The 20,544-nt window shown below is 71.2% G+C and carries 14 protein-coding genes and 1 pseudogene; 5 read left to right on the top strand and 10 right to left on the bottom strand.

What is annotated here, in order from left to right; all coding sequences use genetic code 11:
• Positions 1–141 precede the first annotated feature (141 nt).
• Positions 142–957: an ABC transporter permease subunit gene (locus tag ACWDA7_RS37320; protein WP_450610459.1), complete on the bottom strand. Its 816-nt coding sequence runs from the start codon at positions 955–957 to the stop codon at positions 142–144.
• A complete protein-coding gene (locus tag ACWDA7_RS37315) occupies positions 954–1,898 on the bottom strand; it encodes an ATP-binding cassette domain-containing protein (RefSeq protein WP_450610457.1) in 945 nt (314 codons plus the stop codon). The genes ACWDA7_RS37320 and ACWDA7_RS37315 overlap by 4 nt, the downstream gene beginning before the upstream one ends.
• A 290-nt stretch (positions 1,899–2,188) precedes the next feature.
• Between ACWDA7_RS37315 and ACWDA7_RS37310 the strand changes: the two genes are divergently transcribed.
• Positions 2,189–3,550, top strand: coding sequence for a lectin (locus ACWDA7_RS37310; RefSeq protein WP_450610455.1), 1,362 nt, complete (start codon positions 2,189–2,191; stop codon positions 3,548–3,550).
• Between the two features lie 182 nt (positions 3,551–3,732).
• On the opposite strand, the gene ACWDA7_RS37305 is transcribed toward ACWDA7_RS37310, so the two are convergent.
• The 4 genes from ACWDA7_RS37305 to ACWDA7_RS37290 all read right to left on the bottom strand — a co-directional run bounded on the left by ACWDA7_RS37305 (position 3,733) and on the right by ACWDA7_RS37290 (position 12,972).
• On the bottom strand, positions 3,733–5,097 hold the full coding sequence (locus tag ACWDA7_RS37305) for an FAD-dependent oxidoreductase (protein WP_450610454.1): 1,365 nt from the start codon (positions 5,095–5,097) through the stop codon (positions 3,733–3,735).
• Between the two features lie 202 nt (positions 5,098–5,299).
• Positions 5,300–6,409, bottom strand: a complete 1,110-nt coding sequence (locus tag ACWDA7_RS37300; RefSeq protein WP_450610452.1) for a PP2C family protein-serine/threonine phosphatase — start codon at positions 6,407–6,409, stop codon at positions 5,300–5,302.
• Positions 6,410–6,553: 144 nt separating this feature from the next.
• Positions 6,554–8,215, bottom strand: a complete 1,662-nt coding sequence (locus tag ACWDA7_RS37295; protein ID WP_450610450.1) for an NlpC/P60 family protein — start codon at positions 8,213–8,215, stop codon at positions 6,554–6,556.
• A 365-nt stretch (positions 8,216–8,580) separates the two neighbouring features.
• A complete protein-coding gene (locus ACWDA7_RS37290) occupies positions 8,581–12,972 on the bottom strand; it encodes an HAD-IC family P-type ATPase (protein WP_450610448.1) in 4,392 nt (1,463 codons plus the stop codon).
• Between the two features lie 178 nt (positions 12,973–13,150).
• Here ACWDA7_RS37290 and ACWDA7_RS37285 point away from each other — a divergent pair, with 178 nt between their 5' ends.
• Positions 13,151–13,519, top strand: coding sequence for a hypothetical protein (locus ACWDA7_RS37285; protein ID WP_450610447.1), 369 nt, complete (start codon positions 13,151–13,153; stop codon positions 13,517–13,519).
• 156 nt (positions 13,520–13,675) lie between these two features.
• On the opposite strand, the gene ACWDA7_RS37280 is transcribed toward ACWDA7_RS37285, so the two are convergent.
• Positions 13,676–13,816 carry a hypothetical protein gene (locus tag ACWDA7_RS37280; RefSeq protein WP_450610445.1) on the bottom strand — a complete coding sequence of 47 codons (141 nt, stop codon included), beginning with the start codon at positions 13,814–13,816 and terminating at the stop codon, positions 13,676–13,678.
• Between the two features lie 474 nt (positions 13,817–14,290).
• Between ACWDA7_RS37280 and ACWDA7_RS37275 the strand changes: the two genes are divergently transcribed.
• On the top strand, positions 14,291–15,259 hold the full coding sequence (locus ACWDA7_RS37275; protein WP_450610443.1) for a pyridoxal-phosphate dependent enzyme: 969 nt from the start codon (positions 14,291–14,293) through the stop codon (positions 15,257–15,259).
• Between the two features lie 40 nt (positions 15,260–15,299).
• Here ACWDA7_RS37275 and ACWDA7_RS37270 read toward each other — a convergent pair whose 3' ends face one another.
• The 3 genes and pseudogenes from ACWDA7_RS37270 to ACWDA7_RS37260 form a co-directional block, all read right to left on the bottom strand.
• Entirely contained in the window at positions 15,300–16,484 is a 1,185-nt protein-coding gene (locus tag ACWDA7_RS37270) for a PP2C family protein-serine/threonine phosphatase (RefSeq protein WP_450610441.1), read from the bottom strand.
• Positions 16,485–16,714: 230 nt separating this feature from the next.
• Positions 16,715–17,935, bottom strand: a complete 1,221-nt coding sequence (locus ACWDA7_RS37265; protein ID WP_450610439.1) for a hypothetical protein — start codon at positions 17,933–17,935, stop codon at positions 16,715–16,717.
• 410 nt (positions 17,936–18,345) lie between these two features.
• Positions 18,346–18,900: pseudogene (locus ACWDA7_RS37260) on the bottom strand (YqjF family protein); the annotation flags it as partial.
• A gap of 304 nt (positions 18,901–19,204) precedes the next feature.
• On the opposite strand from ACWDA7_RS37260, the gene ppk2 reads away from it, so the two are divergent.
• Both ppk2 and ACWDA7_RS37250 read left to right on the top strand, forming a co-directional pair.
• Positions 19,205–20,008 carry a polyphosphate kinase 2 gene (gene ppk2 / locus ACWDA7_RS37255; protein ID WP_450610438.1) on the top strand — a complete coding sequence of 268 codons (804 nt, stop codon included), beginning with the start codon at positions 19,205–19,207 and terminating at the stop codon, positions 20,006–20,008.
• A gap of 27 nt (positions 20,009–20,035) precedes the next feature.
• Positions 20,036–20,467, top strand: a complete 432-nt coding sequence (locus ACWDA7_RS37250; protein ID WP_450610461.1) for a transposase — start codon at positions 20,036–20,038, stop codon at positions 20,465–20,467.
• The last annotated feature ends 77 nt before the right edge of the window (positions 20,468–20,544 follow it).

Genomic DNA, 20,544 nt, shown 5'->3' with positions numbered 1-20,544 from the left:
AACGCGGGAGACCAGTGCATCCACCACCGTTCGGGATGCGCCAGTTGACCAGGATTGGGTACAAGACCCACTCCTGCTCACTGACTAGGAACGGTTTCGAGCAGCGGCGGGCGCGGCGCAAGGTGCAGGTGTCACACCTGCTCAGGCATCCCGCCGTTTCAGTGCCACCGCGGCACACACCAGCGCCGCCAGCGCGTAGAGGCAGAACACCGCGAATCCCGTCCACGGTGCCGCGGTGTGCGGCTGCTGCTGGACGTGGATGAGGCTCTGCCCGGCGGTGCTCGGCAGATAGGGGTTGATCGTGTCGTACCAGGATGACGGCAGTGCCTGGGCGAGCACCGGCAACACCAGCAGCAGGGCGAAGACGGCGGTGATGCCGCCCGCGGTGCTGCGGAGCAGCGCACCCAGCGCCACACCGATCAGGCCCACGACCGTCAGATACAGACCGGTGCCGAGGACCCCGCGCAGCACGCCGGGACTGCTCAGCGAGGTCTGGAGATGATGGCCGGCCAGGGCGGTCTGGCCGAGCAGGAACGCCGCCAGTGAGGCGCACGTCATCAACAGCCAAGCGACCGCCGCGTACACCAGGGCCTTCGCCCACAGCACCGGAAGCCGGCGCGGCACCGCGGACAGCGAGGCCCGGATCATTCCGCTGGCGTACTCGCCGCTGACGACCAGTACGCCGAGCACGCCGATGGCCAGTTGGGCGAGGTAGAGGCCGCGCAGACTCACCATCGTCGGATCGAAGACGAGCCGTTCCTCCGGCGGCAGACGGTCCCAGCGGGCGGCGGTGAAGTAACTGAACAGGAAGCCCAGGCCGATCATCGCGACGACGGCCGCGAGCAGGGCGAACACCGTGGACCGCAGGGAGCGCAACTTGATCCACTCGGAGCGGATCACCCGCACCTGAGTGACATGCCCCCGCTCCGCGGCGGGGATCGGCGATGCCGTCGTCATGCCGCCAGTCCTTCGCCGCCCGCGCCGATGAGTTGTGGCGCGGGTGCCTGGTACTCCACTGCGTCTCGCGTCAGTTCCATGAAGGCGTCCTCCAACGACGCCTGCTGCGGTGTCAGTTCGGCCAGCGCGATGCCATGCTCGGCCGCGATCCGCCCGATGCGCTCACTGCCGAGGCCGGTCACCTCCAGCACACCCGGCTCCTGCGGGGCGATCGACACGTTCGGACCTGCCAGCAGTCCGGAAAGCTTCTCCGCCTCGTCGGTGCGCACCCGCACCACGTCCTTCGCGGCCCGCGCGACGAACTCCGTCACCGAGGTGTCCGCGATCAGCCGCCCGCGCCCGATCACGATCAGGTGTTCGGCGGTCTGCGCCATCTCCGACATCAGATGGGAGGAGACGAGGACCGTGCGGCCCTCGGCGGCCAGCCCCTTGAGCAGGTTGCGGATCCACAGGATCCCCTCCGGATCCAGGCCGTTGACGGGCTCGTCGAGGATCACCGTCGCCGGGTCGCCGAGCAGTGCGCCGGCGATACCGAGCCGCTGGCCCATTCCCAGGGAGAAGCCGCCGACCCGTTTCTTCGCCACTGCACGCAGTCCGACCAGGTCGATCACCTCGTTCACCCGGCGCTTGGAGATGCCGTGGGTCGCGGCGAGTGCCAGCAGATGGTGGTACGCGCTGCGCCCGGTGTGGACGGAGCGTGCCTCCAGCATCGCGCCCGCCTCGTGCAGCGGCGCCCTGTGCCGGGCATAGCTGCGGCCGTTGACGACGGCCCGGCCCGAGGTGGGCGCGTCCAGCCCCAGCAGCATGCGCATCGTGGTGGACTTCCCGGCCCCGTTGGGTCCGAGGAAACCGGTCACGATGCCGGGGCGCACGGTGAACCCGAGGTCGTCGACGGCGGTGCGTGCTCCGTAGCGCTTGGTCAGGGAGTGGGCCTCAATCATGACCTCCACCCTCGTACGCACCCGCCCCCCTGTCGCGTGGGACTGCTCCGCAAGGAGGGCGCGCGGCCCAACTGCACCCTCCTTGCGGCACCTTCGCGGCGCGTGCGAGCGCGGACGTTCGGGTGCCGTAGTCCCTCATATTTCCGTGCTGTCCGCGGGCGCCAGGGACCGGTTCGAGGAGAACGAGCACTGGTCTGTACCAAAGTCTTGACAGCCCCTTAGTTCACTTCTTAAATCGCGGTCTGAAGTAACCACTTCGCTGTCTCCCCCACATCGAGAAAGGGAGATTCATGCGCTCCCCGACCGCCGCTCGCGCCGCCCTCGCGGTGTCTCTGCTCGCCCTGTCCGCCACCGCGCTCAGCGCGTCCCCCGCTGCCGCCGCCACCGGTGCCATCACCGGTCTCGCGGGCAAGTGCCTCGACGTCGCCGGCGCCAACTCCGCCGACGGCACCCCCGTACAGCTCTACGACTGCAATGGCACCGCCGCCCAGCAATGGACGGTCGGCACCGACGGCACGATCCGCGCACTCGGCAAGTGCCTTGATGTGACCGGCAAATCGACCGCCAACGGGGCCCGCATCCAGTTGTGGTCGTGTACCGGCGGAACCAACCAGAAGTGGACCGTGACCGCCGCGCACGACATCGTCAACCCGCAGGCCGACAAGTGCCTCGATGTCGTGGACAACAACTCGGCCAACGGCACCCCGACCCAGATCTGGAGCTGCACCGGCGGCGCCAACCAGAAGTGGACGGCACCCTCCTCCGGCGGCACGAATCCCGCCGCCCCGATGGCCGTGGCCCCCTACCTCTACAACGGCTGGGGCGACCCGCCGAGCCCGACCACCATCACCAACGCGACCGGCGTCAAGTGGTTCACGCTGGCCTTCGTGCTCAGCAATGGCTACTGCAACCCGCAGTGGGACGGCGGCCGTCCGCTCACCGGCGGCGTCGACCAGCAGACCGTCAACACGGTCCGGGCGAACGGCGGGGATGTGATTCCGTCCTTCGGCGGCTACAGCGGCAACAAGCTGGAGAGCTCATGCTCCAGCGCGGGTGAGCTCGCGTCCGCGTACCAGAAGGTGATCAACGCCTACAGCCTGAAGGCGATCGACATCGACATCGAGGCCGACGCGTACAGCAACCCGACCGTGCAGCAGCGCACGGTCGACGCGCTGAAGACCGTGAAGGCGAACAACCCGGGCCTGAAGGTGTACGTCACCATCGGCACCGACCAGAGCGGCCCTGACACAAGCCTGATCAACCGGGCCGCCGCGTCGGGCCTCACCGTGGACAGCTGGACCATCATGCCGTTCGACTTCGGCGGCGCCGGTCAGAACATGGGCACGCTCACCCTGCGGGCCGCCGAAGGCCTCAAGACGGCGGTGAAGAACGCGTACGGCTACAGCGACGACCAGGCCTACCGTGACATGGGCATCTCGTCGATGAACGGCATCACCGACCAGAACGAGACCGTCACCGTCGCCGACTTCCGCACCATTCTCGGCTACGCGCAGCAGCACCACCTGGCACGGCTGACCTTCTGGTCCGCCAACCGCGACCGTCCCTGCACCGGAGGCCCGGCCGACAGCTGCTCCGGAGTGAGCCAGCAGGCCTGGGACTACACGCGCGTCTTCTCCTCCTACACCGGCTGATCAAACCGGCATCCGCCCAGGTCGGGACCGACCGCGGCGGAGCACCGAACTCCCCGACGAACGTGGCGAACCTGGTCAGCTTGCCTGACCTGCCTCGGGGGGAACCGCCGGGCAGGGCATCCTGCTCGGCGGGCCGCCGCCCGGCCGTGGCTTGATCCGCCTCGGCCGGGCGGCGCCGGCGTTCAGGCGCCGCTCGCCCGGAGCATGTCCGCACGCTCGACGATCTTCACTCGCTCCCGCTCCTGCGGTTCCCCGAGGGCCTTCTCCGCCGCGTCGAGGCGGTACCAGCCCTCCCAGGTGGTGAAACGGATGCCCCGCTCTGCGAGGAACGCGTCCACGGCCTCGGGCGCCGGGGAGGCGGGCGTGTGCAGGCGGCCGTTCGCGTGGTCGTCCAGCAGTGAGGCCACGGTCTCGTTGGCGTCGCCCTTGGTGTGGCCGATGAGGCCCACCGGGCCGCGCCGGATCCAGCCCGTCACATACGTGGACTGCAGATGCGCGCCGCTCTCCTCGATGACCCGGCCGCCCTCGTTGGGCACCGTGCCCGACTCGATGTCCCACGGCAGCTTGGGCAGGGAGTCCGACAGGTAACCGACGGCACGGTAGACCGCGGTGATGTCCCAGTCCCGGAACGTGCCCGTGCCCCTGACGTTGCCCGTGCCGTCGAGGGCCGTGCGCTCGGTGCGCAGGCCGACGACCCTGCCGTCCTCGCCGAGGATCTCGGCGGGCGACTCGAAGAAGTGCAGGAACAGCTTGTGCGGCCGGTCGCCGACGTCCCGGATGGCCCAGTTCTCCAGCGTCTTGGCGACCATGTCGGCCTGCTTGTTGCCGCGCCGCGTCGCGATCGAGCCCTCGTCGTAGTCGATGTCCTCGGGGTCGACGATGACCTCGATGCTGGGGGAGTGGTCCAGCTCCCGCAGCTCCATGGGGCTGAACTTGGCTTGCGCCGGGCCGCGGCGGCCGAAGACATGGATCTCGAGCGCCTCGTTGGCCTTGAGGCCGTCGTAGACGTTCGGCGGGATCTCGGTGGGCAGGAGCTCGTCCGCCGTCTTGGCCAGGATGCGGGCCACGTCGAGCGCGACGTTGCCGACGCCGAGGACGGCGACCTTCTGTGCCGTGAGCGGCCAGGTCCGCGGCACGTCCGGGTGCCCGTCATACCAGGACACGAAGTCGGCCGCGCCGTAGGAGCCGTCGAGATCGATGCCGGGGATGTCGAGGGCGCGGTCGGCCGTCGCACCCGTGGAGAAGATCATGGCGTCATAGAACGTGCGCAGGTCGTCCAGGCTGATGTCGGCCGGGTAGTCGACGTTGCCGAACAGCCGGATCTGCGGTTTGTCGAGGACCTGGTGCAGGGCCGTGATGATGCCCTTGATCCGCGGGTGGTCGGGGGCGACGCCATACCGGATGAGGCCGAACGGGGCCGGCATGCGCTCGAAGATGTCGATGGACACACCGGGCTCGGCGGCCACCTCGGACTTCAGCAGCGCGTCGGCGGCGTAGATACCGGCGGGACCGGCTCCGACTATGGCTACCCGGAGGGGGCGGGGCATGATCAGGTTCCCTTCGAGCGGTGACAGGCGGCTCGTCGGGAAACCCTAAACTAAGGCAAACCTTACCTGGTACTCGGGTCCGGTCTATGCCCTCATAAGGCCATGTTATGTGCAGAGGCGGGAGCTGAAATCCGGGGGGTGCCCTTCCCCTGCCGACCGTCTCGCGGGCGACCGGACCTGCCGATGCCGCCCCTGCCCCGGCTCATCCGTCGCCTCCGGGCTCGGGGGCGAGGAGGAGCATGGTGGCATCGTCGCGGACGGTGCCGCAGTGACGGACGAGATCCGCCCACACATTCTCCGCGGTCCTGGTCGGATCCTCGACCGCCAGCTGCGGGAGCCGGTCGACCAGCGGGTAGAACGTGCCCTCGGTGTCTCTGGCCTCCCAGATGCCGTCGGACGCCAGGAACACCCGGTCGTCGCGCCTCAGCGGCAGGGCGACCTCGTCGTACGTACCTCCCGGAGACAGGCCGAGCCCCAGCGGCGTACCAGGTGTGACCTGTACTTCGGTGGCCTTGCCGTCCTGGAGCAGCAGGGGCGGCGGACTGCCGCACACGATGATCCGGACGGTGCGGGCGTCGGGGGTGAACTCGAGGAGTACCGCGGTCGCGAAGAGTTCCGGTCGCCGCTCTTCGGTCGAGTCCACGGCCAGTCTGCGGTCCAGCCGGGCGGCGACCGACGGAAGGTCCGGCTGATCGAGCACCGCTTCCCTGAAGGCGCCGAGCAGGGATGCGACGGTCGCCACGGCGGACAGCCCGTGACCCTGTACGTCGCCCATGACCGCCCGCACCCCGCCGGGACTCTTGCGCACATCGAAGAAGTCGCCGCCGACGAGCGTCCCGCGCTGTGCCGCGCGGTACAGCCCGGTGCAGTGGACGGGGCCGACCTGCTCGGGCAGCGGGGGAGCGAGGGCGTTCTGGGCGGCTTCGGCCACGGTGCGTTCCAGATCGAGCTGGGCGTCCCGGTGGCTGCGGACATACGACACGAACACGCTCAGCAGTGCGACGAAGCTGATGGTGAGCAGGTCGGCGCTGCCGGGCTGGTCCAGGTGGAAGACCCTCGTGTGCTGCAGTCCGATGACCAGGGCGCCGAGTACGGCCGTCGCCGCCGGCCCGTAGGAGAGCACGGCAAGGGGTGGGATGGCGCCGAGCAGGAAGCCGATGTTGAGTGGTTGGGGGCTCACCAGGGTGATGATGCCGACGATCAGCAGCAGGAAGATCGGCAGGATCCGCACCCACCGCGGTGGCGGCGCGCCGCGCAGCCACCCCCGCCGGTCCCCTGCCCGGCGCCACGGAATGGCACCTATGCTTCGCACAGCCCCACATTCCTACGCGAAGCCACCCGCCGCACGTCGGCGCGGGCACGGCGATCCTTCCGTATCTACTGCCAGGTGAGCCGCGGCACCCGGAGGATCAGGGAGCCTGACGCCGCCCCGCAGGACGCGGGGCGGAATGCCAGGTCATGCGGGGCGTGCCGCGCCGTGGATCGCCGAGTTCCCGGCGAAGAAGATCGACTCCTCGCGGATGAAGGAACCGGGGCTGGAGGCGTGGACCATCATGGCGTCGCCGGCGTAGATGCCGACGTGGTCGGCGGTGTCGTAGAAGAAGATCAGGTCTCCGGGCCGGAGGTCGGTCAGCGGGATCGCCGTACCCATGGCCGCCTGCTCCTGCGCGGCACGCGGAAGGACGACCCCGGCTGCCCTCCAGGCGGCCTGGGTGAGGCCGGCGGCGTCATACGAGTCGGGTCCGCTCGCACCCCATACGCACGGCTTGCCGATCTGCGCACGGGCGAAGGCGAGGGCCTTCGCGGCCTTCACGTCGTGCCCGCTCACCGGCGTGGCGCCAGCCTCTGCCGGGGTGGCCTGGGGACCGATGGCGGGGGCGGTGGCGTAGGGGTCGGCGCCGGGTGCGACGGCGAATGTGCCGGTGCTGGTAGCGGCGACGAACGGGTCGGTGGCGGTGGCTCCGGCGATCGGGTCGGTGGGGGGCACCGTGGTGAATGTGCCGGTGCCGGTGGTGTCGGCGAAGGGGTCGGTGCCGGTCACCGTGGTGAATGTGCCGGTGTTGGTGGTGTCGGCCAACGGGTCGGTGGTGATGGAACCGGCGTACGGGTCGGTGGCGGCGGCACCCGCGTACGCGTCCGTGGGGCCGAGGGTGTCGGCGTACGTGTCCATGGGGGCGAAGGCGTCGGCGTACAGGTCTACGGGGCCGAGGGCGTCGGCGTACGGGTCCATGGGGATGTAGGAGGCGGTGGCGGCGAAGGCACCGTTGCCGAGTGACGTGTCCGGGGCGACCGGGGCCCCGAAGGAGGGGCTCGCCCCGGCAGGCGCGGCCGACGACTCAAGGCCGGGGAGGGACGGTTGCTGCGGCTGCCATACCGCCTCGACGGGGGCACCGGTCTGTCCCGTCGCTGTGGGACGCGGGGGTTCGATCGCCGCGAGTGGCGTGCGGAGTGCTGCCGCGTGCCGGGCCAGCATCTCGCGGGCAGCGGCAAGCTTCTGCTGGTGCCGCTCCTTGGAGCCCGTCAAGGGGGAGGGCCAGGACTTGGCGGCGGGCGCGGGCAGGGCCATGGGCGGCTCGGTCTCCCGCCGTGTCCGCGGCGCGGCGGGCAGCGCCGAGACGGGCCCGGCGGTGAGCTCCAAAGGCCGGGCGGTAGCTCCGGCCGGCCCGGCGGTGAGCTCCGGGAGGGCACGGTCGTTCCTGCCCCACTCGATCGCCGGGAGATCGTCCGCCGGACGCCGCGCCGGGACCACGGGCCGCGGCTCGGGCGCGCTGTCCGGCATTCTGTCGGCCGGGAGCGCTGCCGGGACGGTGGGACCGACGCTCTCGCGCGCCGCGTCGAACCACTCCTTGGCGATGGCGTCGAGGACGGGATCGACGCGCCTGCGCTCCCCGTTGAAGGCCGGGGCGGGGCGGTTGCGTGTCCCCGCCGCCATCGCACGGGTGGCGTTGAAGGTCCCGCTGTCGGTCTCGGCCCGGTCGTAGAGGTTGCGGATCCGCTGCTGGACCTCGGCGTGACTCGGCCCGTCGTCCCCCGTGAGGGATGAGGCGGCGGTGCGGTCGGAGTCGGGCATACCGGGGAGGCCGAAGCCTCCGGGGCGCGACGTTCGCTCCGGCGCCATGGAGACGTACTCCTTCCGTGCTCCGTCTGCCGAGTTGGCGACGGGGTGGTGCCCCCAGGCCGCTCAGGCCCTGTGCGGTGCCGGCGGACGAGTCCGGGAGGCGTTCCCCACGACCCTTGCCCTGGGGGCAGTCGGGCCGATTCACCCCATGGTCGGTTGGGTCCCCGGCATCGCTGTGCTGATGGTGCACCGGAGCTCGGCGGAGGCCGCTGGACCCGGCGAGGTTCGCCGGAGGGAGTCGTACGGCCTGCCGACAACCTAGCCAACTTGTGTGGCTGGCGTGAAGATTGGAGTGCCAAATGTCCGATACGTAATTGTGACTTTCATCTTGGCGTCTCAGCTCTTGCCACCAGCACGGACCGACGCTACGCCGTGGAGGCGGCCGGTCGCAGCGCCGCGCTGCGAATGCGGCCGATGAGCGGTGGGAGGAACAGCGAACTCACCGTCGCCCCGGCCGCCGCGGACAGGGCGATCGCCCAGGCGACGGGGCCGAGGGGCGTGCAGCCGAAGAACTGGCTGAGAACCGGGGTCTGGACCACGGCGGCGAGCGCCGCCATCGAGCCCAGGGAGGAGAGGACGATCGACCTGCTGCGGCCCCCGGCCAGCAAGGTCTGGCCGAGTTGCGCACCGACCAGCGCCACCAGGGCGACGGTGCGGGCGCGCACGGCACGGCCGGTGAACCGGGCGACGAGCCAGCCGGCCAGGGCGCCGAGGGCGGTGGCCACGGCACGGTCGACGGTCTCCTCGGTCAGCGCCGTGCCGAGCGAGACCTCGGGTCCCTCGTGGAGCATGCGCTCGGTGGCCTCGGGATGGGGTGGGCGCAGGGCGACCGCCATCGCCGGTGCGAGGTCCGTGAAGAGGTTCACCAAGAGGAGTTGACGAGCCGTCAGCGGCGAGGTGCCGGTCGTCGCGGCGCCGATGAGGGTGAAGGCGATCTCGCCGAGGTTGCCGCCGACGAGGATCGCCAGGGCCTGCCGCACCGAGGCCCACATGGCGCGGCCCTCCACAAGCGCGGCGAGCACCGTCTCCAGCCGGTCGTCCGTCACGACGAGGTCGGCCGCCGCACGTGCGGCCGGCGTGGCCCGGGTGCCGAACGCGATGCCGATGTCCGCGAGCCGGATCGCCGGCGCGTCGTTGGCGCCGTCACCGGTCATCGCGACCGTACGGCCCAGGCGTTGGAACGCCTGCACGACACGGACCTTGTGCACGGGGGTACCGCGGGCGACGACACCCACGTCGGGCAGCAGCCGCTCGAGCGCGTCGTCGTCCAGGTCGTCGAGTTCGGCGCCCGTCACCACGCGTCTGCCGTCCAGAACGCCGAGTTCGGCGGCGGTCGTGCCGGCGGTGCTCGGGTGGTCTCCGGTGATCATCACGATGTGCACCCCGGCGTCGGCCAGTTGGCGCACCGCGTCGGCTGCCTCACCACGCACCCGGTCGGCGAACGCGAGGAAGCCGAGGAACTCCAGATCGCGCACGGCCTCCTCGGTGAGCTCGTCGACCGTGGCGCCCCGGAGTTCGGCGACCGCGAGGATGCGGTGGCCCTCGGCCGCCAGTTTCTCGCCGGCCGCGAGGACGTCCGCACGTCCCTCCTCGTCCAGCGGCTGTCCCTCACGCGTGGCACAGCGCTCCACGACCTCCTCCGGCGCTCCCTTCACCGACAGGATGTGCGTTCCCTCGGACTGGCTCAGGGTGGCGTGGAAGCCGCGACTCGGCTCGAACGGGAGGCTGGATTCGCGCCGCCAGCCCGGCGCTCCCATGGTCCGGCGCACTCCCGCCTCCTCGGCGCCGTCGGTGACGGCGCCGTCCGTGGCGTGCTCGAGTCCCGCGTCACCGTGCGGACGCGGTGTCGCCCGCAGCGCGGCGGCCAGTACGGCACGCTGCTCGTCGCCCAGCGATTCCAGGAGCCGGCTCTCGCCGTCGGCGGACACGGCGACCAGGGAGATGTGCCCGTGGGTGAGCGTTCCGGTCTTGTCGAAGCACAGTACGTCGGTGCGCCCGGCCGCCTCGATGGTGCGAGGATCCCTGACCAGGGCGCCTCGTGCGGACAGCCTTCTGGCGGAGGCGAGTTGGGCCGCCGAGACCAGGAAAGGCAGACCTTCCGGGACGCTGGCCACGGCCAGTCCCACGCCCGCGCCGACGGAGTCCCGGACCGGGCGCCCACGCAACGCTCCGGCGGCCATCACGGCAGCGGCCGAACCGAGGGCCACGGGCAGGGTGCCGCGGGTGATCCGGGCCAGCCTGCGCTCCACACCGACGGCGGGGGCGGCACCCCGGCCGATCGCCGCGGCCCGGCTCGCCTCGGTCGCCTTGCCGGTCGCCACGACGACCGCGCAGCCACGCCCTGCCGCGACGGTGGTGCCGTCGTAGACCATGGAGGTACGGTCGGCGAGGTCCGAGGCCAGTACGGGTGACACGTCCTTGGCCACCGGAAGCGACTCGCCGGTGAGCGCCGACTCGTCGAGCTCCAGATTGTGTGCTTCCAGCAGGCGCGCGTCGGCCGGCACCACGGCACCCGCGCTCAGGTTCACCACGTCGCCCACCACCAGCTGCTGCGCGGGCACGGTGGTTTCCTTCCGGTCCCGCAGCACCTTGGCCATGACGGCCGATTCGCGCCGCAGCTTGGCCACCGCCCGTTCGGTGCGGTGGCGTTGGAAACCGCCGAAGAATCCGGAGAGCCCGGTGACCGCCACGATGACGATGGCGTCGAGGACGGCGCCCACCGAGGCGGACATGGCCGCTCCGGCGGCGAGGACGGGCGTGAGCGGGTTGGCCATCTCGATCAGATAGGCACGGGCGAGCGACGACGTGCCGCCCCGCTGCTCGGGGATGGTGCCCCGGTTCCGTGCTTCCTCGCTCGTCAGCCCCTCGGCACGGCTGCCCGTCCGGGCGAGGGCCGTGGCCGGGTCCATCGCGTGCCAGGGCTGGCGGGACTCGGCGGTCGGCGGCAGCGGCCGGCGCAGCAGCCGGACCGCCGACCAGACCCCGGCGGCGGTCCCGAGGGCGGCCGCGGCGTTGTACGCCGTCGTGCCGCGTCTCTCGGGTTGCCGCGAGTCCGCGGCCACCGCCGCCGTCGCGCCCACCGTCGCGGACGCCTGAGAGAGCCTCACCCCGCGCCGCGCACTCTCCCGGGCGCCGCGGCATGCCTGGACGATCAGGACGGCCCCACCCGGACCATGATCCACGTACAGATCGGCGTTCCAGGGAGGAATCCCGTCCGCGTCGGCGACGCCTACGCCCACGTCCGCGGCCCGGAGCGCCGTCCGGTCCCGTGAGACGAGCAGTACACCGTCGCCGCCGCGCTGGAGGTCCCGTACCGAGTCGACCAGCCGTTCGCCGGCGTCGCGCACCGCGTCGGCCTCCCGTACGGCCGGATCGGCGGTGTGCGTGCCCGCGACCACCACGGTCAGTCCGGCGGCATGGGCGGCGGGAACGAAGGCGCCCGCCGCGTCGTGCAACTGCGGCAGCACGCTGATCACGGCTACCAGACGGTCCTCCTGCGCGAGCCCGAGCACGAGCCGGGCGCCTTCTCGCTGAAGGCGCTCCTGGGCCTGCGCCGCCTCGTCTCCTTGCGCGAGGGACTCGATGGGGCCCAGCGTCCACTCGCCGTCCCGGGACAGCCTCTCGGGCTCCGAACCGTCGAACAGCCGGTGCGCCTTCGCGGCGAGCTCTCCCGCGGGCGCGTCCTCGTCGAGGGCGATCAGATCGGCCAGCAGATGGGAGCCGGTGGCCAGGACGTCCGTGTCCAGGAGCAGGGTGCCGATCCGGTCCAGCCTGCGCAGTGCGTCGGGACACGGTACGAGCACGCCCCTGTGTGCCAGGCCCCGGCCGAAGGCGCAGGCGAAGCCCTCACGGGCGTGCAGCGGCGCCTTGGGGATGGCCGCCAGCGCGCCGGCGACGGCCTTTCCGGGACGCCGGGTGATGAGAAGCGATCCGGTGAAGGACGCCGCGGCCACCAGGGGCGCCTCATCGGCGTAGCGCTCGACCGGTCCGCGCTTCAGGGCCTTCGCGCGGGGCGGGGGCGCTGGTTCCGGGCCGTTCGATCCGGCTTCCGGGCTGCCGGCCAGGCGTGGCTCGGCCGCGGCCCAGGCGGCGCTTTCCGCCTTCGCCTCCATGACCCGCAAGGTGTGCGCCACGGCGTCGACACCGGCCCCGAGGAGTCCGCCGGAGGCCGCCTGACCGAGCGCCGTGAGCCCGGCCATGACCACTCCGGCGGTCTCGCGGCCCACCGCCTTCTCCACCAGAGATCTGAGCCGCGGCTCGGACTCGACGATCGGGACCAGGGAGGCGACCCAGGCGGGCAGCGGGGCACGCCGGGTCAGTCCCACCGCCGCGGCCAGGGGCATGGCCCCGAGGTGCGCGGCCACGGCCGACGCCGCTCTCCGGGCCGTCCCCCCGGAGAGCGGGTGGTCGGGCAGCGGGTGCTCGACGTCGTGCGCCTCCTCGACCCCCTCGACCACGTCGATCAGGACCGACGCGATCTCCTCGGGGTCGGTGCAGTCGTCGGTGCCGACGAAGACGTGCCCGAGTGCCGTGTTCACCACGGCCCACGCCACCCCGGGTACGTCGCGGAGCCGACGCTCCACGTCGGCGGCCAGCTTCGTCGCGGCCGCGTGGGGCATCTCGCCCTGGCGCAGACCACGTACGGCGACATGGAGGCGCCCGTCGAAGTGCCGTACACGCCGGCGGCTGCCGTTCCACAACGCGCCGGTGGTGGTCGACACGACGGCACGCAGCAGATCGCATCCCGGCAGTGCCACAGCGCATCACCCGCTCCCGGCGGACCGACGTTTGCTTGCATCAGTAGCCATAAAACATCGATTCAAATCCGCTATGTGCGGATACCCGGTCCTATGGGGGATACGCCGTATTTCAGAAGGCGCGCACCAGGGTGGAAGAGGGGGACACCACACCGACTCCGTGAGAGGAGGCCAGGGGATGGCCAAGACAGTGGGGACCACAGAAGACCGGGACCAGTCCATGAGGGAGTCCCACGAGGGAGCGGGCCTGCACGTGCACACGCGTACCCTGCACCCTTCGCTGAAGATTCCGTACATCACCAGGGGTGACATGGCGTATACGGCCAAGGCGGCGACGTCGCGAGTGCCGGGCGGCATGCCGTCGACCAAGGATCTCGTGTTCTACGGCGGACTTGGAGCGATGACGGTCGCGGGGGCTCTGGAGTGGCCCGTCGCGCTGGCCGTCGGCGGTGCCACCTATCTGCTGCGCGGTGGCAGAACCCGCAAGGCCGGCGACAAGACGACCGAGCGCAATGCCGGGTCCCCCGCCGCGGTCGGCAAGATGTGACGCGGCACAGCACGACGCCCGGCAGTGGTGCACTGCCGGGCGTCGACGTGTCGGTATGTGGCCCGGCGGGCCGGGCGGAGTCGTCGCGGCGGCCTTGTGCCGGGCCGGCGGGCGGAACGCCGGCACGTCAGGGGCGGCCCAGGTGGCGGCCGTACGTCAGACGGCGGCCGCGGGGGTGGCGGTCGTACGCAGGTAGCGCGAGCAGGCGGCCCACAGCTCCCAGGCGAGACGCGTGACGATCGCCTCGGCGATCGCCACACCGATCTTCATCGCGACGGCTGCAAGTATCTGACCCATGTCGGTATGGCTTTCTGTTCATGTTGCGGGTGTCCGATATCCGACGATGGGCCCCTTCCTTGCGTTTCGGGTGCCTCGTGAAGGTACTTTCCCTGTCGCTTGGATGAACAGGCCATGAATGCCGCCGCCCCCACGCCCCGGTCGTCCGGCGCACAGCCGTCGCTCCCCGGCGGGCCACTCCGCTCGAGGCGCGCGGGGCTTTGGATTTGCTGCCCGGCGATCTAGATTCTCCGTACAGATTCCGGCGCTTGCCGGGACCGATGGCGGGAGGGAGTCGCCGGTTGAGGGAGGGGACGCCGTCATCGCGGCGCTGAGCCCGCACCCACGACCGTGGAGCGGCGCGGCAGGTCGCCGAACGGCCGGGGATCTGACGGACCTGAGCCCGCAACCCCTCGCCGAGGCCAGGACCGCGCCGGACGCACCCGGCGCGCACGTCAGCGTGCCCGGCGGCACCGACCAGGACGGAGAACACACATGACCGACCCGCAGTTCGTCACCCTGGAGGACGTCCGCGACGCCGCCGTGCGCATCAAGGGCGTGGCGCACCGCACCCCCGTACTGCGGTCACGCACCCTGGACGCCCTGGTCGGCGCCGAGGTCTTCGTCAAGTGCGAGAACTTCCAGCGGATCGGAGCCTTCAAGTTCCGCGGTGCGTACAACGCCGCCTCCCGGCTGTCCGCGGAACAGATGGCGAACGGCATCGCGGCCTACTCCTCGGGCAACCACGCGCAGGCCGTCGCACTCGCCGCGCGTGAACTCGGCACCACCGCCGTGATCCTCATGCCGGAGGACACCCCGCGTTCCAAGATGGAGGCGACCGCCGGCTACGGCGCGGAGATCGTCACCTACGACCGGTACACCGGCGACCGGGTCGCCATCGGCGAGGCACTCGCCGCTGACCGCGGTCTGGCGCTCATCCCCCCGTACGAGCATCCGCATGTCATCGCAGGGCAGGGCACCGCGGCCCTCGAACTGCTGGAAGAGGTCGGGGATGTGGACGCCCTGGTGGTGCCCGTCGGGGGCGGCGGCCTGATCGCCGGCAGCGCCACGGCGGCCAGGGGGCTCCGGTCCGGCACCCGGGTCATCGGCGTCGAACCGGAGGCCGGCGACGACACCAAGCGGTCCCTGGAGGCCGGCCGGCGCGTCTCCGTTCCGGTGCCGCGGACCATCGCCGACGGTCAGGCCGCGGACATACCCGGTGAGCTCACCTTCTCCGTCAACCGACGGTTGGTGGACGGTATCGCCCTGGTCAGCGACGACCAGATCCGTGACGCGATGCGGTTCGCCTTCGAGCGGATGAAGATCGTCGTCGAACCCAGCGGCGCCAGCGCGCTGGCCGCGCTTCTGGCCCACCGTGTCGACCGTCTCCCGCGCAGGGTCGGTGTCATCGTCTCCGGCGGCAACATCAGCACCGACCGGTTCACCGGGATTCTCGCCGCCTGACGCCGGTCCACCGCCGCTGGAGCCGGGGGCGGCGGGTTCGTCATCTGCTTCCCTGCTGGGACCCGGACCGGTGACGGAACCCGTTGCCGTGGATGAGCCGCCCGTGATGGTGGACGTGGGGGGCGGCGGGGATGCGCTGGAGGGCGACGAGGGCGACGTCGTCGTCCAGGCGCGCCCCGGTGTGCTCGAAGAGGTCGCGCCGGATGTGGTGCAACAGCGTCTCCGGGCTGGCCTGGGTCCAGTGGGCGACGCGTTCGGTGAGCGGGTAGAAACTGCCTTCGCCGTCCCGTGCCTCGATGACGCCGTCGGTGTAGAGCAGCAGGGTGTCGCCGGGCTCGAAGGAGAACACGTCCAGGGTGTAGTCGGACGGGCTCGTCCTGCCGATCCCCATCGGGGGTGCGGGGTGCAGGCTCGGGACGGTGACGGCGCTTCCGGGGCTGAGCAGCAGCGGGGGAGGATGCCCGCAGCTGGTCATCCGCGTGATCGCGTCCCCGTCGGGTATCTCCACCAGCAGGGCGGTGGCGAAGCGTTCGCCCTTCTCCTCGTCGGGCTCGAAGTCGGCCAGATACCGGCTCACGCTGTCCTCGAGGGAAGTGGCCAGTTCCGGCAGGGAGTCGTGCCGGTGCGCCGACTCCCGGAAGGCACCGAGCAGCAGCGCGGCCTCGCCGATGGCGGACAGACCCTTGCCGCGTACGTCGCCTATCAGGATCCGTACCGCGTGCTCGGTGCGGGTGGCCGCGTACAGGTCGCCACCGATCTGCGCCTCGTCCTCGGCGGCCAGGTACAGGCAGGCGATCCTCAGAGGGCCGATCTGTTCCGGCAGCGGCCACAGCAGGACATGCTGCGCCGCCTCGGCCACGGACCGGACCTGGGCGAGCTGCGCAGTGCGCCGGTCCCGGATGGCGCAGTAGATCACACAGAGGACCGAGAGCAGGGCGAGGGTGCCGATCTGCACCATGTGGTTGGTGGTGGTCAGCCCACCATGGAGGACGGCGATGACGACCTGGGCCGCCACCGCCAGCGCCCCGATCAGGGCGGTCGACCGCGCCCCGGCGAACGACGGGGTGAGGGCGGGCGCCATGACCAGTGTCGGGCCCAGATGGACGGTCTCGGGGGAGTGGATGTCCACCACGGTGATGGCCACGATGAGCGCGATCGGAAGGAGAAGCAACGCATGACTCGACTGCCACGGCTGCCCACTGCCAAGGCTCGGCCGGGAACCCATGCCTTCCACCCTGCCTCGCCGCCGGTCCGGCGGCCACCGCTCGCCGGTGCCACCGCCTGATCCGGATGATCCGAAGCACGGCGCTGAGCAGCTCACCGCCGGTTGCCCGGAGCGCTGTGCCGGGATCCACGCGGGGGCCCACGGGCCAGCTGCGGTCGATCAACGGGAAGCAGGCGCAGATGAGCACCGTCGAGGTGCTCGGGCGAAGGCCGAGGTGCTCGGGCGAAGGCTCAGGCCATGACCTGTACGGGCTCGCGTACGGGGCGCATGCGCTCCGCCGAGTGCTCCGTCCCGCCTCGCCGTGCCGGCGGAATGACCGGACCGCGGGGGCGGGCCGAGGACCGGGGCCGCCGGTCGCCCCTGTCCCGCAGCGGCCAGAAGAGGACGTACGCGGTGGACACGGCCACGAAGCCCAGGCGGATCAGGCCCCGCGCCGAGTCGTCGGGGACGACGAAGACACTGCCGTACAGGGTGAGCAGTCCGATCCAGCTCCACCAGGGGACGAGCCGCCGCTGCCCGATCACGTCCCACAACAGGGTGCCGAGCAGGACGGACGCCGTGTAGTAGGTGTAGACGCTCGGGTCGAGGACGATCCGGGCGTTGGCGCCGAGCAGGACGACCGCCGGCCAGCGGCCGCGCCACACGGCGGCACAGCCGAGAGCGAGGCCGAGCGCGGCCTGTGCCGGCCGGTCCCACGGAGGGGTCCGTGGATCGCCGACGCCGAGCCAGCGCAGGGCGGACGCCGGTTGGTTGGGGATGGTGAACTGGGCCGCGGCGAACGTGTGCGGGGCTCCGACGAAGAACGGCAGCCAGACGACCGCGACCAGGGCCGCGCACCACAGGCCCGCGCGCGACCACTGATGCCTCGGCAGTGCGAGCAGCAGGGGCAGAAAGGCCAGCGCGGTCGGTTTGGAGTCCATGGCCAGGGCCAGGAGGACGCCGGTCGCGGCCGCGTTGCCGCGGGTCAGGGACTGTACTGCGAGGGCCGTGAAGAAGAGCGCGAGGACATCGTCGAGATGGCCGAAGCGCACCGACACCTCGATCCACATCGGGATGAAGGCCAGGCCCGCGATCAGCACACGCTGCCGCAGCCGCTGGTGGTTGGTACCGGTGCCCAGGAAGTGCCAGGCGGCGCTGCGCCCGGCCAGAACCACGATCACCAGGCCGAGCCCCGACATCAGGGCGGCGGCCAGGAACTGTCCCACGGCCTCGGCGAACGGGTTGAACAGACCCGCCACCAGGAAGCTCACCGGACCCATCTGCAGTTCGGGATGATGCGCGTACAGGTTCAGACCGCCGTCGCCTCTGCCCGATGTGCCCTCGTAGAGCAGCTGCCCGCCGATGCGCAGGTAGTGCCAGGAGAATCCTCCGTGCCGCTCGACCGCGGCGAACCAGACGACTGTCCAGGCGGTGAGCAGCACCAAGTGGACCCGCTGACTGATGACGGGCACGCGTCTTCCTTTCGGCTCCTGTCTCCTGCGGACGGCCCGGGGACGTCAAGGCCCCCCTCATGGAGACGGCCGAATGAGGCGGGAGGTTCTGCCACGGTCGCGAGAGATGACGGACGGGACGAGTGCCACCAGTGCCCGCAGGGGGCGGAGGGGACTGCGGAGGGCACGGCACGACGGGCATGTCCGTGGGGCGGCGGGCCGCGTCGTCGGGCGTGTCCGCCACGGCGGCGATCCTCCTCCTGACCACCACCACCGGCCCCGGCGCTCAACCGGTCCGCCCCCTTCGGGCCGGGGCTACCGGCCCCGGCTCCGCAGAGGCGACAGCACGGAAGGGGTCCCGAAGCGCACGGCGACTCCGGGGAGTAGAGCACGCTGACCGGCGGACGCGTCATACGGGGCAGTCCTGCGGCGGTGACCAGGCCGTCGTCGAGGTCCAGCAGTTCCGCCCGGTACAGCGGCCACGGCTGGTGGTCGTCGGGCAGATGGACGGTGCGCCCGTGCCACGAGACATGAAGGCCCCAGCGGGCGGTCAGGAACCGCTCCAGCGGTGTGGGTTCCGTGATCCGCCCGCCTATGCGCACCACGGCCCGGCTGGCCGGCCCGGTTTCCGGCGGGAGGCGTCGGCGGCAGCCATAGGTGATGACATCGTGCTCACGGCGCAGGTGCATCGCCGACCAGGTGTAGGGCAGCCGGACGCCCAGCCGGCCCACGAGCGCGGGAAGGAGACGGGCGGCGTCGAGCGACCGGAACACCACGCCGCGTCTGCCCTCCCCGTCGACCGAGTACAAGCGCACATTGGTTTCGCAGAACGTGCCGAGATACGGCAGTCCGGGCCCCGCTCCGAGGCCCGCGCCCCGCATCGTGAAGGGGACCAGCCCGACGTAGGTGACCCCGTCGAGCGTGCCGGGCCGGGTGCCGGCCGGCAGCAACCCCGCCACTTCCTCCGGTGCCACCGGCCAGTGCATGAAGGTCAGTTCGTGCCAGCCCTGCACGAGAGTGGGCCGACGCACGGGGCGTGGGGTGGACAGGGTGATCGGCTCGGTTTCCATGACGGGCATTCCAGCAGGGGACCACGGACGGCGGGGCGCACTGAACTCGGTGCGTTACGGCGGTCTCCGTCACCGTAACGCCGTGCACGACACTCGGGGCAGGGCCGAGGGCGGCGGACGTGCGCGGAACTGCGCCGGTCAGTACGGTGGCGGCTGGCGCCCGACCGCGGGCACGGATTCGGGCAGGTGAGCCCGCACGTCATCGACCGGTGGAGGCGGCATGGTCGGGAACAATGCGGAAACGCTGCCGCGCAAGACGTACGAGCGGGAACTGCTGCGCCTGCAGAGCGAGTTGGTGCGGCTGCAGGAATGGGTGCGGGCGGAGGGCGCCCGGTTGGTCGTCATCTTCGAGGGCCGGGACGCGGCGGGCAAGGGCGGCACCATCAAACGGGTGACGGAACACCTCAATCCGCGGCTGGCGCGGATCGCGGCACTGCCCAAGCCGACCGAGCGCGAGCGCACCCAGTGGTACTTCCAGCGGTACGTCGAGCATCTTCCCGCGGCCGGGGAGATCGTGCTGTTCGACCGCAGTTGGTACAACCGGGCCGGAGTCGAGCACGTGATGGGCTTCTGCACGGCGGAGGAGTACCAGTTGTTCCTGCGGCAGTGCCCGATCTTCGAGCGGATGCTGGTGGAGGACGGGATCCTGCTGCGCAAATACTGGTTCTCGGTGAGCGACGCCGTACAGCAGGAGCGTTTCCGGCGCCGGCTGGAGGATCCGTTGCGGCGCTGGAAGCTCTCGCCGATGGACCTGGAGTCGCTCACCCACTGGGAGGCGTACTCACGGGCCAAGGACGAGATGCTGGTGCACACCGACATCGCGGATGCCCCGTGGTACATCGTGGAGAGCGACGACAAGCGCCGGGCCCGGGTCAACATGATCGCCCATCTGCTCGACTCGGTTCCGTACCACGAGGTGCAGCCCCCGGTGCTGGAACTGCCCGAACGGCCGCCGTCGACCGGATACGAGCGCCCGCCCCGCGATCTGCAGACCTACGTCCCCGACCACGCGGCAAGCCTGTAGCGTCCCTTCGGTCCCCAGCGGCCGACCCTGGCAGGAGGCCGCCGGGATCCACGGGCGCAGCGCACTAGGGCTGCAGCCCTGGTCGTGGACCACTTCCACCTGGTGCAGCTGGCGAACCAGACCCTCACCGAGGTCCGCCGCCGGGTCACCGTGACCCACCGCGGCCGGCGCGGCCGCAAGGGCAACCGCGAGTGGGAACTGCGCAACCGGCTCACCCGCTTTGCCGCCCGGATGCGCGGCGAGCACGTCGACGCTCTCCTCGACGAGCTGTCCAACCTGCCCAGGGTGATCGGCGCGCCGATCACCGTCGCGTGGAACGCCAAGGAAGACCTCCTGGACCTGCTTGCCACCGCCCGGACCCGCCCGGACCGGGAACAGGTCCGCGATCTGCTGTACCGGTTCTACCGCCGATGCGCCGACGCCGACCTTCCCGAACTGCAGCGCCTAGAAGATCACTGAAAATCTTTGGTTCTGGCCCCGCAGGTACTGATGCGGGGTCAGACTGTTGTGCATGCAGGGGGAATGGGCTGGGGAGA

The organism is Streptomyces sp. NPDC001156, assembly GCF_053598275.1.
The sequence above is the reverse complement of the archived record's forward strand: the minus strand, read 5'-3'. Positions and strand labels throughout refer to the sequence as shown.

Coding starts and splice junctions, on each gene's coding strand:
- ACWDA7_RS37320 (WP_450610459.1), bottom strand. CDS start 957: ATGACGACGGCATCGCCGATCCCCGCCGCGGAGCGGGGGCATGTCACT.
- ACWDA7_RS37315 (WP_450610457.1), bottom strand. CDS start 1,898: ATGATTGAGGCCCACTCCCTGACCAAGCGCTACGGAGCACGCACCGCC.
- ACWDA7_RS37280 (WP_450610445.1), bottom strand. CDS start 13,816: ATGGGTCAGATACTTGCAGCCGTCGCGATGAAGATCGGTGTGGCGATC.
- ACWDA7_RS37295 (WP_450610450.1), bottom strand. CDS start 8,215: ATGGCGCCGGAGCGAACGTCGCGCCCCGGAGGCTTCGGCCTCCCCGGT.
- ACWDA7_RS37275 (WP_450610443.1), top strand. CDS start 14,291: ATGACCGACCCGCAGTTCGTCACCCTGGAGGACGTCCGCGACGCCGCC.
- ACWDA7_RS37305 (WP_450610454.1), bottom strand. CDS start 5,097: ATGCCCCGCCCCCTCCGGGTAGCCATAGTCGGAGCCGGTCCCGCCGGT.
- ACWDA7_RS37285 (WP_450610447.1), top strand. CDS start 13,151: ATGGCCAAGACAGTGGGGACCACAGAAGACCGGGACCAGTCCATGAGG.
- ACWDA7_RS37270 (WP_450610441.1), bottom strand. CDS start 16,484: ATGGGTTCCCGGCCGAGCCTTGGCAGTGGGCAGCCGTGGCAGTCGAGT.
- ACWDA7_RS37310 (WP_450610455.1), top strand. CDS start 2,189: ATGCGCTCCCCGACCGCCGCTCGCGCCGCCCTCGCGGTGTCTCTGCTC.
- ppk2 (WP_450610438.1), top strand. CDS start 19,205: ATGGTCGGGAACAATGCGGAAACGCTGCCGCGCAAGACGTACGAGCGG.